Consider the following 14,137-nt stretch of genomic DNA (forward strand, 5'->3'; position numbering starts at 1 on the left):
ACGGCCTTAGGTTTTCAAAGCCCTATTTTAAGAAGCTTGAGAAATTGTATCCAAAACTTCCTGCGCGTGTCCGGCCACTTTGACTTTGCGCCATTCATGGGCGATTTCGCCGTTTTCATCCAACACAAACGTGCTGCGCTCGATGCCGAGTGATTCTTTGCCGTAAAGCTTTTTCAGCTTGATCACGTCAAACAGTTTGCAGACGGTTTCTTCTTTGTCGCTCAACAATTCAAACTGGAAGCCTTGTTTGGCGCAGAAATTCTGATGCGATTTGACACCGTCGCGCGAAATGCCGACAACGGTATAGCCCAATGCTTTGAATTGCTCCAATCGGGCATTGAAATCCAAGCCTTCAGTGGTACAGCCGGGCGTGCTGTCTTTAGGATAAAAATAGACAACCAACGGCAAATGTTCGGCGGAGTTAAAATCGCTGCCGGAAGAAGATGGGAGTGTGAATTGATATTTTGACATAATTATTCCTTTCAGACGGCCTAAACCTAGCCTGCGTTTATTTTTCGCTTAAATTCAAATAACTGCGCGTACCTTGAAAATCTTCTAATGCACGCAACAAAAGCTGAAAGTGGTCGTCATTGCCGGCCAAATCCAACTCATCGGCATTGACAGTCAGCAAAGGCGCTCTTTGATACAAATGGAAGAAATGGCTGTATTCGTCATGCACCCGTCCCAAATAGCCTTCGGGAAACAAGCTGATGATACCTTCGTGACGTTTTTGCAGGCGTTTGCGGTTGTTTTCGACGGCTGTTTGCAGATAAATCACCACATCGGGCTCCGCGTATTGCGGCAGAATGCGTTGCTTCATATCGGCAAAAAGCTGCTGCTCATCATTATTCAAAACGATGGACGTAAAAATACGGTCTTTTTCCAATAAAAAGTCAGCCACAACCATTCCGCCTTGCGCGCATTGCTCTTCAATAATATTCACGCTTTCAGCGCGGCGCGTCAGGAAGAAAAGTTCGGCAGCCAAGCCATTATTGGAAACATTGCTGTAAAACTTCATGAGAAACGGATTGTGATCCGGATTCTCTGACAACAGCAACGCGCTGAAATGCTCTGCCAAGCGGCGGCTCAAAGCGGTCTTGCCGCTACCGATGGCGCCTTCGACAACAATATAACGAGGATTCATAGTAACTCTTTGTAATGTGTTTCCCAACAATATTTTATAGCAAAAAAGGCGTGTCCAACACGCCCTTTCTTGTTTTAGTCCGTTTTTCAGACGGCCCTTATTCTTTTAACAGGCGAATACCCTGCCCGCCCAAAGCCTGAGCCAAATCAGCCGCACGTCCATGCTCGCCCAACTCGAAATCCGGAAGGATTTCGGCCAACGGCAACATCACGAAACTACGCTCATGCGCGCGCGGATGCGGCAAGGTCAGATGCGGATCATCGCTGCGGATACCGTCAAAATCGATAATGTCCAAATCCAAGGTGCGCGGCGCATTACGGAAAGTACGTTCGCGCCCAAATTCGGCCTCGATGCGGTTTAACTCTGCCAACAGCGCTACGCCGTCCAATGAAGTTTTCACCGCACAAACGGCATTCACAAAATCAGGCTGATCGTCATAGCCGACCGGCGCAGTCAGATACAGGGAAGAAGTCTTTTCAAGCCGGATATGAGGATGCGCGGCCAATTCGGCCAAAGCTGCGCGAACCTGTTCGGCAGGATTGGCAAGATTGCTGCCCAAAGCGATAACGGCAAAATGCGGATACATTTCAGACGGCCTCTTTTAAAACGGCAGCGTTTTGGTTTTGGCAAGGAAAACAATCGTGGCAACACACGACATGGCCAAAACGTAGACGATATAGAATTTCGGCGAACGCGGACGCGAACGCATCATAATCATGCCCAACACAATATAAACCAGCAACAGCAGGATTTTCATGCCGAGCCACGGTGCATTGAACGGCGAAAAATGGGTAATCTTCATCAGCCATAAGCCGGTAAACAGCAACATGGTGTCGTTCAAATGTGGCATGGCTTTCCAAATGCCAGCCAACGGCTTCTCAGGATGACGCCAGAGCAGGAAAAAACGGATGTTGAACAACAGAATGGTAATGGCAACGAAAATCTGATGGCTGTATTTTACAAACAGATATTGCATGGCAGTTTCTTATGTTAAAGGTTGAAAAACAAAGCAGCTATTTTACCGCAAACATCTATTTCTGACGCAACTTTTCAATTGCCAGCAGATAGGGAGGCGCATTGCGGCGGTTGACAAAGCCATAGCGTAACACGGCAAATGCTTCCTGCGGCAAAGTTTCCGCCCATTGCACAATCGCCTCAGCCTCTATTCGGCCGGCTTCATGCCCCGGATACAATACCGCCACGGCAAGCCCGCCCTCTTTCAGCAAACCCAAAGTATCCGTCAGCGCACGGATGCTGCTTGCAGCCTCAGTTGTACAGCTTTTATCGTCACCCGGCAGCCAACCGAAATTAAATACTGCGGCATCTAAAGGCTCGTCGAGATAAGATAAAAGGTTTTCATGGCCGTCATGTATCAGAGCTACCCAACCATCTACGCCATTTTCTTTCAGACGGCCTTGAGTCTGCATTAATGCTTTGGGTTGCACATCAAATGCCCACACCCTACCCGTCTCGCCAACCGACTGCGCCAACAGCAAAGTATCATGCCCGTTTCCGGCCGTCGCATCCAAAGCGCGGCAGCCTGATTTTAAGGCTTGTCGTAACAGGGAATGTGCAAAAGGAAGAATGTTTTCAAGCAGCATGATAAAGGTCGTCTGAAAATAAAAATACCCTACCGCAAAAGCGGTAAGGTATTGAAAAACAGGAATGCGTTACATCATTTATTCGGCAGGTTGTTGCACAGTCTCAACTTGAACCGGAGCAGCTGCGGCAGCGGCTTGAGGTTGTTTGTTTTCGTGTTGCAGGCTGACTGCGCGTGCAGGAACGATTGTTGAGATAGCGTGTTTGTAAACCATCTGAGTGACGGAAGTATTACGCAGCAGAACAACGTACTGGTCGAATGATTCCACTTGGCCTTGCAGCTTGATGCCGTTTACCAAGTAGATCGAAACCGGAACGTGCTCTTTACGCAACGCATTCAAAAAAGGATCTTGTAACATTTGTCCTTTAGCTGTCATATTCTTGAGCTCCATTATTATGATTGTAAAGACGCCAAAATCGGCGTTTGATGGAATTGTAGCCCCGAATAGGATAAATTACCAACTATTTTTTTCTATCACACCGTTTAGGAATCCAGCAATAAGGGAACTTCCCGTCAAACCGACTGTTTCATTTCCATATTCACAACAACCCTAAACCCAAATTGGATGTTTTTTTAAATTCGGCAAATCCTATCGAAAATATGCCATGAAGTTCTAACAAGCTGTTTTTCATTATAAAAAGGCCGTCTGAAATTGTTCAGACGGCCTTTGTGCTTATTTACTGAATTGTTTTTTCACGCTGACTTTGGTTTTCTTCTTGAAGCGGTTTTTCTCTTCCTTGCGGCCTTCGCGTTTCTCAATACGGTTGCTTAGGCTGACACGGCGCAGCGGTTTTTTCTTCGGTTTGTCTTCCGCATTTTCATACGGGTTTTCCGAAACATTGTATTGAATTCTGAGCGGCGTACCTTGCAGATTGAAGGCTTTGCGGAACGTTTGGGTCAAATAGCGCGTGTAGCTGTCAGAAATGGCGTGCAGCGAATTGCCGTGTACCACAATTACCGGCGGATTCATGCCGCCCTGGTGGGCATAACGCATTTTCGGACGCACCAAACCAGCACGCGGAGGCTGTTGACGCTCGATCGCGCTTTGCAATACGCGCGTGATTTTCGGTGTCGGCATCTTAATCATTGCCGCGTTGTAGGCAGCCTGAATGCTTTCAAACAAACCGTCTATACCGCGCTCTTTCAATGCAGAAATAAAGTGAAACTTAGCAAAATCAAGGAAATACAGTTTGCGGTTGATATCGCGTTTCACTTGCTCGCGACGCTCTTCACTGATGCCGTCCCATTTATTGACCGCCACCACCAAAGCACGGCCTGCTTCCAAAGCAAAACCTGCAATCGTCGCATCTTGATCGGCAATATCTTGTTGCGCGTCCAATACCAAAACAGCAACGTTTGCCGCTTCAACCGCCTGCATGGCTTTGATAACGGAGAACTTTTCCACTGCTTCATCCACTTTGCCGCGACGGCGCACACCTGCGGTATCGATGATGGTAAACGGCTTGCCTTCGCGTTCAAAATCGATATGAATACTGTCGCGCGTCGTGCCTGCCATATCGAAAGCAATCACGCGCTCTTCGCCGAGGATGGCGTTTACCAAGGTCGATTTACCGACATTGGGACGGCCGATTACAGCAAAAACAGGATGTTTCGCTTCTTCCTCTTCCTTTTCAGGCTCTGGGAAGGTTTCCAAAATATCTTCAATCAGATAATACACGCCATCGCCATGCGCACCTGAAATAACATAAGGGTCGCCAAGAGCAAGTTCGTAGAACTCGGCGGCAAGTACGGCTCTATTGCCGCCCTCGCCTTTATTCACGGCCAAATAAACAGGACGCGGGCTTTGGCGCAAACGGTCGGCAATAATTTTGTCTTGCGGCGTCAAACCGGTACGGCCGTCCACCAAAAACACCACTGCATCGGCTTCATCGACAGCCTGCAAGGTCTGTTTTGCCATTTCGTGCAAAATGCCGCTGTCCACAACCGGCTCAAAGCCGCCGGTATCGATGACCAAATAAGGTTTGCTGCCGACTTTGCCATGACCGTAATGGCGGTCACGCGTCAGGCCGGGCAAGTCATGCACGAGCGCGTCTTTGGTGCGCGTCAAACGGTTGAATAAGGTAGATTTGCCGACATTGGGGCGGCCGACAAGCGCGATGGTTGGTTTCATGATTGAGTCTTTCTGTGTCAAGTGCCGCCTAAAAACGGGAGCGGAACACAAGCAGGTGTTTTAAAAACACGGTTGATAAGGATAAGTGTAGGCCGTCTGAAAAGTCATTGCAACTTCAGACGGCCTTGATTTCAAACAAACTTATTTCAAGCTGTCGATTTTCATTTGCAGCAATTCGCGGCCTACTGCGGTTTGCGGCATTTTGCTCAAAGCAGCTTCGTAACTTTGTACGGCTTCTTTGGTTTTATTTTGGGCAACGTAAACATCGCCTTTAGTTTCCAGCATCAAAGGCTCGAAATCAGCCTCAACCTGAGTATTCAGGGCATTGATGGCGGCATCGTACTTTTTCTGCTGCAACAGGACAACGCCCAAACGCTGAGCTGCCAAAGCTTGAACCAGCGGTGCGTTTTGGTTTTTCAGTACCCAATTCAAATGACCTTCCGCCACATCATAACGGCCGGCATCAAACTCGGTTGCCGCCACCATCAACGTAGCTTGGGCTGTCGAAATAGAATCAGGATAGTTTTTTTGCAATTCGGCCAAATCGGCGTTGATGGCTTTAGGGTCGGTTTTTTGCTGCGCCTTTTCCACCATTTGCGCCAATACTGCGGCGGCTTCCTGATCTTTTGAAGCTTTTTGGCCTTGGTAAATGGTGTAACCCAAATACCCCAAAGCCGCCACAATCAGCAAGGCAAAGATCCAACGGCCGGTTTTTTTCCAAAAATATTTAAAATTGTCTAACTCTTGTTGTTCTTCCAAATGAGCTGCCATTTATGCGTTCTTCCATTGTTGTAAAGTGTCTGTCAAATCAGCGGCGGCAACGGTTTGTTGTTCGTGTTTGCCCTGCATATCTTTCAGGGTAACCGTACCGTTTGCCAGCTCATCCTGAGCCACAATCAGGGCAAAGCGTGCGCCACTGTTGTCTGCTTTTTTCATTTGCGCTTTCAGGCTCTGATAGCCGGAATGCTGCATCACATTGAAACCTTGGGCGCGCAAGGCTTGTGCGTATTTCATCACCTGCAAGTCCGCACCTTCGCCTTGGTGCATTGCATAGACATCAGGCGCGGCGTTCACTTCCAATGAGCCGTATTCGCTCACCAAAAGCAGCAGGCGCTCAATACCCATCGCAAAGCCGATAGACGGCACAGGTTTGCCGCCAAGCTCTTCAATCAAACCATCGTAACGGCCGCCGCCGCACACAGTCGCCTGCGCGCCGAGTTTGTCGGTCGTCCACTCAAAAACCGTCTGATTGTAGTAATCCAAACCGCGGACCAAGCGCGGATTTTCAATATACTGAATACCCAAACCGTCCAACATCGCCTTGAAGCGTGCATAGTGGTTTTGCGAAGCCTCGCCCAAATAATCCACCAGACGCGGCGCCGCGTTGCAGATTTCCTGCAAATCAGGGTTTTTCGTATCCAAAACGCGCAAAGGATTGGTTTTCAGACGGCGTTTGCTGTCTTCGTCCAATTTATCTTCATAACGGGTCAGATATTCAACTAATGCCGCACGGTGTGCCGCGCGTTCCTCACGGTTGCCCAAGCTGTTGATTTCCAAAGTCAGGTATTCGCGAATACCCAATTTTTCCCACAAGTCGGCAGACATCGCGATGATTTCCGCATCAATATCCGGCCCTTCAAAACCCAAAGCCTCGATACCAACCTGATGGAACTGACGATAACGGCCTTTTTGCGGACGCTCGCGGCGGAACATTGGCCCCATATACCACAGCTTTTGCGGGCTGTTGTACAGAAGGTTGTGTTCGACCACCGCACGCAAACAAGAAGCCGTACCTTCAGGACGCAGGCTCAAACTCAAAGAATCGTTTGAATCGGAGAAGGTGTACATTTCCTTGCCGACCACATCGGTTTCCTCGCCAATGGAGCGGACAAACAAACCGGTTTGCTCGACAATCGGCGTACGGATTTGCTGATAGCCGTAAGCGCGTGTCCAACGGCCGACCGTATCTTCAAACGCCTGCCAAAATGCAGCCGTCAGTTTAAAATCTTTTTGTTCGACAGGTAAAAGGTCGTTCATACCTTTTACAGATTGAATTTTTTGTGCCATTTCAATATGGGATAAGCGAAAATCAAATAGTTGGGCATTATAGCTGATTTTTAAGGGTTTGTGAGGTTGGGAACAAATCAAAAGGCCGTCTGAAAATCGGTTTTCGCATTCAGACGGCCTGTAAAGCAGATTGCAGAATCACATTCAATGATTCCAACACTTCCCTTGCTTTGCAACTTAAATTTCTTAAAAATATATTCAATATAGATTCAATGCCGTTATACTTGGATTCTTTTCATCCCTTCCCTATGCACATCATGAAAACACTACGCTCTCTTTTTGTTATCGGCTTGTTAACCACCAGCTTACCCTCCCAAGCGACGGCTGCCAATAATGCCACAAATAATCAAGCCAAAATAGATTTAGTCAAAAAGGTTTATCTATCTAAAGTGGATTTAGGCTCTGAACACAATCGTGTTACTACGCCTGAACTACAAAAAATCATCCGACAATTCAATAAATTCGACACAAATATCCGTAAGCAACCCGATATGGAGTTGGGGTGTGACATGCCGATACATTACTACTTGGGCTTTGGTCAGGATCATCCTGACAACTTCCATAAAACCTTGCAAGTCAAGGTCACGTCTCCCCATACCGTCCGGGCAACATTTAAACAATTTGACGGCCATAGGGTCGGTGCAGATTTCACGTTGAAATGTACAGAAAACCGTTGTTTGATAGATGATTTTAAGATGATTGGCGATCAAACCAGCATCAAAACCGATTACAAACTTGTTTTACGCAAACAAAAATGTGAGTGAGCCAACAAAACAAAAGGGCTGCCCAAACAAATGGAGCAACCCTTTGATTTTGAAATCAAGGTCGTGAAGGATGCGGATTTAAGCGTACAGGCGGCAAATTAGGTTTTCCGTATTGGGAAACAGCTTGTCTGCCTGAAGCCGCCTTCCCTGACTGCATGACGCCGCTATCGTTGCGTATTGGATGTGCGGCATACTCGTCTTGATTTAATTGTGAAACTTCTTCATTGACTTCATGCTCTGCCACAAGTTCATACTCATTATCGTATGCCTTACTCTTGCCAAGCCGAACTTCCCCTCCCGCCATAGCGGATACGGAAAACACAGATAACATGATGATTATGCTGATTTCTTTCTGCATAATATTCTCCTTTTCTCAAATATTGCTTCTTTATCATTTCTTTAATTTATGCCACAAAAGCAAGTTCCAAAGAAACCAGTTTCTTTGGTCGTTTGAAGAATCTATTTAAGCACAAAACCTGCATCAATACATATCCGTTATTAGAAGTTTATTTTCCATATAAACAAGGCCGTCTGAAAAAATCCTAAAAACCGAGTACAATCCGCCACATGAAAAAACGTACCAACCCCCTCCCCCTTTTAGACGGTGTCAAACCCAGCTACTTGGTTTTACCGCATGAAAAGCAGTTTTACGGCTTGCCGCTGCTGCATTTTTTATGCGCTCATTTTCCCTTTGTCGGCAAAGAAAACTGGCGGCGGCGGCTGAACAGCGGTTTTGTGGTGGGCGCGGATGGCGTACTGTTTGATGAGAATACTTTATTCGAGCCCGGTAAGACGATGTTTTATTACCGTGAAACCAGCCGTGAGAGCGAGCCGCGTATTCCGTTTGAAGAAAAGATTTTGCATATTGACGAGCATTTGATTGTAGTGGACAAACCGCATTTTCTGCCCGTCATCCCCAGCGGCAGGTTTTTGCGGGAAACCTTGCTCACGCGCCTGCGTCTGCGGCCGGAATTGCAGCATTTGAATGTTGAAGACATTACGCCGATTCATCGCTTGGACAAAGATACGGCAGGCGTTATGCTGCTTTCGCTCAACCCTGCCACGCGTCGTGGTTATCAGACCATGTTCCAAGAAAAAACCGTCCGAAAAACCTATGAAGCGGTGGCGCCGACGCGGACGGATTTGGACTATCCGCTGCATATTTCGTCACGAATGGAACGCGGCGAAAAATTCTTTCTCACGCGGGAAACGGAAGGCGAACCCAACGCCCACACAACCATCGAGCTTATCGAAAACCGCGGCGCATTCAGCCTCTACCGCCTCACACCGCATACAGGAAAGAAACACCAGCTCCGCGTGCATATGATGAGTTTGAACATGCCGTTGATGAACGATGCGCTTTACCCTACCCCATTGGCGGCCGGCGAGGAAGACTACGACAAACCTTTAAAACTTTTGGCCAAAAGAATAGAGTTTACTGATCCTGTCAGCAGAGAAATCCGCGTATTTGAAAGCAGCTTTACGCTTTAAGTTATCCAATCCAATAAAAAAGGCCGTCTGAAATTTTTCAGACGGCCTTTTTGTCACGGAATCATTTGATTAGTGATGAATGCAGCTGCACTCTTTATTCATATCAATCACCATACGGCCGGTAATTTTACCTTCGCGCATTTCTTGGAAGATGGCAGGCGCTTCATCCAAAGCACGCAACTCGACTTTAGGCACAACCAAACCTTCTGCGCCGAATTGGAATGCTTCCTCCAAATCTTTGCGGGTACCGACCAAAGAGCCGACCACTTCGATGCCGTCCAATACCAAGCGTGGGATAGACAAATCCATAGACTCAGGTGGCAAGCCAACTGCAACGACACGACCGCCTGCGCGGACGCAGTTAACACCTGAATTGAAGGCAGCAGCGGATACGGCTGTTACAACGGCTGCGTGTGCGCCACCAGTTTTCTCTTGGATGACTTGAGCCGCATCTTCTTTGGCGGCATTGATTACCAAATCCGCACCGGTTTCTTTGGCAAAAGCCAGTTTGTCGTCATTAACATCAATGGCAACAACGTGCGCGCCAAACACTTTTTTCGCGTATTGAACCGCCAAGTTGCCCAAACCGCCTGCGCCGTAAATCGCAATCCATTGGCCCGGACGGACGCCGGAAACTTTAATGGCTTTATAAGTAGTTACGCCGGCACAAGTGATACTGGAAGCTTGCGCAGGATCCAAGCCTTCAGGAACTTTGACCGCATAATCGGCACTCACGATACAGTGGGTCGCCATGCCGCCGTCGGCAGTATAGCCTGCGTTCAATACAGAGCGGCACAAGGTTTCGCGGCCGGTATTACAGTATTCGCAAGAACCGCAGCTTTGGAACAGCCATGCGATGCTGACACGGTCGCCGACTTTCAGATTTTTCACACCGTCGGCAACTTCTTTAACCAAACCGATGCCTTCGTGTCCCAATACGCGACCCGGTTTGTCGCCGTAATCGCCTGCCGCAACGTGCAAGTCGGTGTGGCACACGCCGCAATACTCAACTTCCACCAACGCCTCGCCGTATTCCAGCGGACGCAGTTCGCGTTCAACAACTTCTACATCACCTGCTACATCTTTATTTACTACCACAGCATGCATTTTCATGAGAGAGTCTCCTAGGGTGTTGAAAAACTGTTTAGCTATAAATGAGAATACTCCCCATACCCTAAGCCGTCAACCCATAATCTTTTTCAAAACAACGAGTTATGATGTTATACCATAACAAATCCTATTCAGGCCGCCTGAATCTTTAAATATATTAACAAATGCACTTTCATTTCAATCAAATCCTTAATTTTTCAGACGGCCTGCTACATAAAACAACATTGCAAATGTAAATTTTAAGAACATTCTCATTTTTAGTACTTGAACTTAAAAAGAAAAAAGCATAAGCTGCTTTCATGGTGTTGAACCACCTATTCCCATTCATTAAGGAGACAGCATTATGGCAAAAGATTTAAATGTGTTTGATAAAGAATATGGTCTTTTAATCAACGGCGAATGGACGAAAGGTAGCGAAGGCAAACTTTTATCCTCTTACAACCCTGCCAATGGCGATGAGTTGGCCAAGTTCACAGACGCAACCGATGCTGATGTCGATGCTGCCGTAGCCGCTGCACAAGAAGCATTCAAAACATGGCGCAAAACCACGACTGCCGAACGCGCGGCCATTTTGAACAAAATCGCCGATGTGATTGATGAAAACGCCGAATTGTTTGCCCTGCAAGAAACCTTGGACAACGGCAAACCGATCCGCGAAACCCGTGCCGCCGACGTGCCTTTGGCTTCCGACCATTTCCGCTATTTCGCCAGCGTGATCCGCGGCGAAGAAGGCACTGCGACCCAGCTTGACGCCGAAGACCTGTCCATCGTTTTGCGCGAACCGATCGGCGTTGTCGGCCAAATCATTCCTTGGAACTTCCCATTCTTGATGGCCGCATGGAAAATCGCTCCGGCATTGGCCGCAGGTTGTACCATCGTCATCCACCCTTCTTCCAGCACTTCATTGAGCCTGTTGTCCCTCGCTCAAAAAATCAACCACTTGCTGCCTAAAGGCGTGTTGAACGTGATTACCGGCCGCGGTTCCAAATCCGGCGAATACATGCTGCACCACAAAGGCTTCAACAAACTGGCCTTTACCGGCTCAACCGAAGTCGGCCGCCGCGTCGGCATCGCTGCTGCTGAATTACTGATTCCGTCCACTTTGGAATTGGGCGGCAAATCTGCCAACATCTTCTTCGACGATATGCCTTTCGACAAAGCCCTCGAAGGCGCGCAAAAAGGTATTTTGTTCAACCAAGGCCAAGTGTGCTGCGCCGGTTCGCGCATTTTTGTACAAGAAGGCATTTACGACAAATTCGTCAATGCTTTGGCTGAAGAATTCAAAAAAATCAAAGTCGGCCTGCCTTGGGAAGACGACACCCAAATGGGTTCTCAAGTCAATGCCGGTCAACTCGAGACCATTTTGAAATACGTCAAAATCGGCGAACAAGAAGGCTGCCGCATCATTACCGGCGGTAAAAAAATCGAAGGCGAATTGGGCAAAGGCGAATTTGTCGAACCGACTTTGATTGAAGCCAGCAGCAACGAAGCCCGTGTTGCCCAAGAAGAAATCTTCGGCCCGGTTGCCACCGTGATTAAATTCAAAACCGAAGAAGAAGTCATCAAAATGGCCAACGACAGCGAATACGGCTTGGGCGGCGCAGTGTGGAGTACCGACATCAACCGCTGCCTGCGCGTTTCCAACGCATTGGAAACCGGCCGCGTTTGGGTAAACTGCTACAACCGCCTGCCTGCCGGCGCGCCGTTTGGCGGCTACAAAACTTCGGGCATCGGCCGCGAGACCCACAAAATGATGCTCGCCGCTTATACGCAGGTGAAAAACATTTACATCTCCACCCGCGAAGAGCGCGAAGGCTTCTATTGATTGAATGTTCGCATGATAGCGGTTTAAACATGATAGGGCAGTTTGAAAACTTTTCAAACTGCCCTATTAATTACACAATAACTTTTTTAGGAGATAAATTATGTCGAAACACAAAACACGTTACATTCTGCCACTGCTGGCCGTGATGGCATCCGCTGCCTGTGTCAGTGCAGCAGGGTCATCTGATAAAGCTGCAAATGCCGTTAAACCGAAACAGGAAAAGAATCTTTGTCCCGAACCTGTTGACCAAATGGATGAAGATTGTTTAGAAATTACTCTGCTGAAACTTGAAAACAAACTGGACATGAAGTACAAAGATTTATTTCGACGTGCCGCTGCCAAAGACCGAAAACTTCATGGCATGACAAAACAGTATTTTACAAGCATCCGCTCAAAATGGAAGGCTTATCAGGACGAACTATGTTACGACCCGACGGTAACGACCGATTTGAAAACACCGGCGGATCGGATTCACACTCTTTGCGCTATCGAACAGACGCAGCTTCATTTAAAAGCATTGGAACGTTTTTAATTTTTATAGGAGACTGATATGTCGAAACACAAAATCCGTTGCATTCTGCCGTTTCTGGTAATAATGACATCCGCCGCCTGTGTCGGTGCGGCAGGTTCGTCTGATAAAGCTGCAAATGCCGTTAAACCGAAACAGGAAAAGAATCTTTGTCCCGAACCTGTTGACCAAATGGATGAAGATTGTTTGAGGCTTACCCTATTAGATTTTGAAATTGCATTAGATAAGAAGTACGAAGATTTATTTCGACGTGCCACTGCCAAAGACCAAAAACTTCATGGCTTGACAAAACAGTATTTTGCAAGCATCCGCTCAAAATGGAAGGCTTATAAGGAGGAACTTTGTTCCGACCCGACAATCACAACCGATTTGAAAACTCCTTCAGATAAAATCCTCTATCTGTGTGACGTTCAACAAACACAATATCACTTGAAAGCATTGGAACGTTTTTAATTTTTATAGGAGACTGATATGAGTCGTTTTACAGGCGGAGACCATCTGAAACCGGAAGACGGTTTGAAATACTATATCCATCAAGCCATGATGGTAAACGAATTGTCGGGCGGGCGCGGCGCGTACAAAATATCAAATGCGGAGAAGGCTGCCAGCGGTCCGAGTTTCGGTCCTATCCAGTACGACATAGGCGGCAATAATGAAGGGAGGAATTTGTTGGAACGGATTGCGAGAGAGGCAGCAGACTCAAAAGGCAACCGTTTTATTTCCGATAATGAAATAAAGCAGATGCAAATCCATCTATACAAGCCATTCAATAAAATGTCTGCCGAAGACAAACAGGTGTATCAAAATCTGAAACCGAAATTGAATCAGGCTTTGGCTTCCGAAACCGGTATCTCATTAATCAATCGGGATTATGTTAAAGTTCTTAATAAAAAAGTTGGTGAAGTCCATAAAGTTATTTCTAAAATCACAAATCTTGAAAACAAGCAATTCCTGCAATCCAATATGCAGGCACAAGTCTTTATTGCCGATATAGGCAACCAATATGGCAAAAAAGTAAACGAAGCTTTGGTGGAGTTCCTCAGCCAGAGTAAAGAAGATAACGGAGTAAGGCTGCCGGGAGGACGACAGGTCAAAGTCGAAGGCAAACTGGATATGGAAGATTTAAAAAACTTCCGTATGAATACGGCTTACGGCGTCAAACATCCCGCCGATGCCCGTCGCAGAGACAAACACATCGAGGACGTTACCGCTCCGACCCGTGAAAAATCGCTATCCCAAGCAGATAAATTCCATACCTTGGTTCAAGGCTTACTCAACGATAAGGACGGCTCTTTCGCCAAACAGGTTTTGGCGGAAAACCGCGAAGTTGTTGATGCTTTCAATGCTAAAGTACAGGAAAGAATGGAACAGGAACGGCAACAAACGGCAGCGAGGGAAATTTCTGTGCAGCAGAATCCTGCGGAAAGGGAATTGGGAGGACGGTCTTTCGGCTGACCGTTCCACATGAGGCCGTCT

17 protein-coding genes are annotated in these 14,137 nt (G+C 47.4%); 6 read left to right on the plus strand and 11 right to left on the minus strand.

Going from position 1 to position 14,137, the window contains the following annotated elements; all coding sequences use genetic code 11:
- Positions 1-27 precede the first annotated feature (27 nt).
- From ACTHS4_RS00730 to hisS, 9 genes are all read right to left on the minus strand, one after another.
- A complete protein-coding gene (locus tag ACTHS4_RS00730; RefSeq protein ID WP_003683206.1) occupies positions 28-471 on the minus strand; it encodes a peroxiredoxin in 444 nt (147 codons plus the stop codon).
- Between the two features lie 37 nt (positions 472-508).
- The gene (locus tag ACTHS4_RS00735) at positions 509-1,144 is read right to left on the minus strand and encodes a deoxynucleoside kinase (RefSeq protein WP_070826526.1); all 636 of its coding nucleotides are present in this window, start codon (positions 1,142-1,144) and stop codon (positions 509-511) included.
- A 97-nt stretch (positions 1,145-1,241) separates the two neighbouring features.
- Positions 1,242-1,730, minus strand: a complete 489-nt coding sequence (folK, locus tag ACTHS4_RS00740) for a 2-amino-4-hydroxy-6-hydroxymethyldihydropteridine diphosphokinase (RefSeq protein WP_070826527.1) — start codon at positions 1,728-1,730, stop codon at positions 1,242-1,244.
- A 15-nt stretch (positions 1,731-1,745) separates the two neighbouring features.
- A complete protein-coding gene (locus tag ACTHS4_RS00745) occupies positions 1,746-2,120 on the minus strand; it encodes a SirB2 family protein (RefSeq protein ID WP_003681989.1) in 375 nt (124 codons plus the stop codon).
- A 55-nt stretch (positions 2,121-2,175) separates the two neighbouring features.
- The gene (locus tag ACTHS4_RS00750) at positions 2,176-2,745 is read right to left on the minus strand and encodes a tRNA (mnm(5)s(2)U34)-methyltransferase (protein WP_070826528.1); all 570 of its coding nucleotides are present in this window, start codon (positions 2,743-2,745) and stop codon (positions 2,176-2,178) included.
- A gap of 78 nt (positions 2,746-2,823) precedes the next feature.
- Entirely contained in the window at positions 2,824-3,120 is a 297-nt protein-coding gene (gene hfq, locus ACTHS4_RS00755; RefSeq protein WP_036493792.1) for an RNA chaperone Hfq, read from the minus strand.
- A 297-nt stretch (positions 3,121-3,417) separates the two neighbouring features.
- Entirely contained in the window at positions 3,418-4,875 is a 1,458-nt protein-coding gene (der, locus tag ACTHS4_RS00760) for a ribosome biogenesis GTPase Der (protein ID WP_049331367.1), read from the minus strand.
- A 141-nt stretch (positions 4,876-5,016) separates the two neighbouring features.
- On the minus strand, positions 5,017-5,646 hold the full coding sequence (locus ACTHS4_RS00765; RefSeq protein ID WP_070695350.1) for a YfgM family protein: 630 nt from the start codon (positions 5,644-5,646) through the stop codon (positions 5,017-5,019).
- Positions 5,647-6,942, minus strand: a complete 1,296-nt coding sequence (hisS, locus tag ACTHS4_RS00770) for a histidine--tRNA ligase (RefSeq protein ID WP_070826529.1) — start codon at positions 6,940-6,942, stop codon at positions 5,647-5,649.
- A gap of 257 nt (positions 6,943-7,199) precedes the next feature.
- On the opposite strand from hisS, the gene ACTHS4_RS00775 reads away from it, so the two are divergent.
- Entirely contained in the window at positions 7,200-7,706 is a 507-nt protein-coding gene (locus ACTHS4_RS00775; protein ID WP_283122305.1) for a hypothetical protein, read from the plus strand.
- 55 nt (positions 7,707-7,761) lie between these two features.
- On the opposite strand, the gene ACTHS4_RS00780 is transcribed toward ACTHS4_RS00775, so the two are convergent.
- The gene (locus ACTHS4_RS00780; protein WP_070826531.1) at positions 7,762-8,064 is read right to left on the minus strand and encodes a hypothetical protein; all 303 of its coding nucleotides are present in this window, start codon (positions 8,062-8,064) and stop codon (positions 7,762-7,764) included.
- Positions 8,065-8,273: 209 nt separating this feature from the next.
- Here ACTHS4_RS00780 and ACTHS4_RS00785 point away from each other — a divergent pair, with 209 nt between their 5' ends.
- Positions 8,274-9,197, plus strand: a complete 924-nt coding sequence (locus tag ACTHS4_RS00785) for a pseudouridine synthase (RefSeq protein ID WP_070826532.1) — start codon at positions 8,274-8,276, stop codon at positions 9,195-9,197.
- Positions 9,198-9,266: 69 nt separating this feature from the next.
- On the opposite strand, the gene adhP is transcribed toward ACTHS4_RS00785, so the two are convergent.
- Complete coding sequence (gene adhP / locus ACTHS4_RS00790; protein ID WP_003681279.1) at positions 9,267-10,310, minus strand: alcohol dehydrogenase AdhP; 1,044 nt, start codon at positions 10,308-10,310, stop codon at positions 9,267-9,269.
- Between the two features lie 340 nt (positions 10,311-10,650).
- Here adhP and ACTHS4_RS00795 point away from each other — a divergent pair, with 340 nt between their 5' ends.
- The 4 genes from ACTHS4_RS00795 (at position 10,651) to ACTHS4_RS00810 (ending at position 14,116) form a co-directional block, all read left to right on the plus strand.
- The gene (locus ACTHS4_RS00795; protein WP_049344070.1) at positions 10,651-12,132 is read left to right on the plus strand and encodes an aldehyde dehydrogenase family protein; all 1,482 of its coding nucleotides are present in this window, start codon (positions 10,651-10,653) and stop codon (positions 12,130-12,132) included.
- 100 nt (positions 12,133-12,232) lie between these two features.
- A complete protein-coding gene (locus ACTHS4_RS00800; protein ID WP_070826533.1) occupies positions 12,233-12,664 on the plus strand; it encodes a hypothetical protein in 432 nt (143 codons plus the stop codon).
- A gap of 18 nt (positions 12,665-12,682) precedes the next feature.
- Positions 12,683-13,114 (plus strand): hypothetical protein, encoded by a 432-nt coding sequence (locus ACTHS4_RS00805; protein WP_070826534.1) that lies wholly within the window; start codon positions 12,683-12,685, stop codon positions 13,112-13,114.
- 18 nt (positions 13,115-13,132) lie between these two features.
- Positions 13,133-14,116 (plus strand): hypothetical protein, encoded by a 984-nt coding sequence (locus ACTHS4_RS00810; protein ID WP_070826535.1) that lies wholly within the window; start codon positions 13,133-13,135, stop codon positions 14,114-14,116.
- The last annotated feature ends 21 nt before the right edge of the window (positions 14,117-14,137 follow it).

The organism is Neisseria sp. P0014.S009 (genome assembly GCF_051958155.1).
Classification (GTDB): Bacteria; Pseudomonadota; Gammaproteobacteria; order Burkholderiales; family Neisseriaceae; genus Neisseria; species Neisseria flavescens_C.

Excerpts from the sequence above, each read along its gene's own strand:
- adhP (WP_003681279.1), bottom strand. The coding sequence starts at position 10,310 with ATGAAAATGCATGCTGTGGTAGTAAATAAAGATGTAGCAGGTGATGTA.
- ACTHS4_RS00780 (WP_070826531.1), bottom strand. The coding sequence starts at position 8,064 with ATGCAGAAAGAAATCAGCATAATCATCATGTTATCTGTGTTTTCCGTA.
- ACTHS4_RS00775 (WP_283122305.1), top strand. The coding sequence starts at position 7,200 with ATGAAAACACTACGCTCTCTTTTTGTTATCGGCTTGTTAACCACCAGC.
- ACTHS4_RS00810 (WP_070826535.1), top strand. The coding sequence starts at position 13,133 with ATGAGTCGTTTTACAGGCGGAGACCATCTGAAACCGGAAGACGGTTTG.
- ACTHS4_RS00805 (WP_070826534.1), top strand. The coding sequence starts at position 12,683 with ATGTCGAAACACAAAATCCGTTGCATTCTGCCGTTTCTGGTAATAATG.
- ACTHS4_RS00735 (WP_070826526.1), bottom strand. The coding sequence starts at position 1,144 with ATGAATCCTCGTTATATTGTTGTCGAAGGCGCCATCGGTAGCGGCAAG.
- ACTHS4_RS00730 (WP_003683206.1), bottom strand. The coding sequence starts at position 471 with ATGTCAAAATATCAATTCACACTCCCATCTTCTTCCGGCAGCGATTTT.
- ACTHS4_RS00750 (WP_070826528.1), bottom strand. The coding sequence starts at position 2,745 with ATGCTGCTTGAAAACATTCTTCCTTTTGCACATTCCCTGTTACGACAA.
- der (WP_049331367.1), bottom strand. The coding sequence starts at position 4,875 with ATGAAACCAACCATCGCGCTTGTCGGCCGCCCCAATGTCGGCAAATCT.
- hisS (WP_070826529.1), bottom strand. The coding sequence starts at position 6,942 with ATGGCACAAAAAATTCAATCTGTAAAAGGTATGAACGACCTTTTACCT.
- ACTHS4_RS00800 (WP_070826533.1), top strand. The coding sequence starts at position 12,233 with ATGTCGAAACACAAAACACGTTACATTCTGCCACTGCTGGCCGTGATG.
- ACTHS4_RS00745 (WP_003681989.1), bottom strand. The coding sequence starts at position 2,120 with ATGCAATATCTGTTTGTAAAATACAGCCATCAGATTTTCGTTGCCATT.
- ACTHS4_RS00795 (WP_049344070.1), top strand. The coding sequence starts at position 10,651 with ATGGCAAAAGATTTAAATGTGTTTGATAAAGAATATGGTCTTTTAATC.
- folK (WP_070826527.1), bottom strand. The coding sequence starts at position 1,730 with ATGTATCCGCATTTTGCCGTTATCGCTTTGGGCAGCAATCTTGCCAAT.
- hfq (WP_036493792.1), bottom strand. The coding sequence starts at position 3,120 with ATGACAGCTAAAGGACAAATGTTACAAGATCCTTTTTTGAATGCGTTG.
- ACTHS4_RS00785 (WP_070826532.1), top strand. The coding sequence starts at position 8,274 with ATGAAAAAACGTACCAACCCCCTCCCCCTTTTAGACGGTGTCAAACCC.
- ACTHS4_RS00765 (WP_070695350.1), bottom strand. The coding sequence starts at position 5,646 with ATGGCAGCTCATTTGGAAGAACAACAAGAGTTAGACAATTTTAAATAT.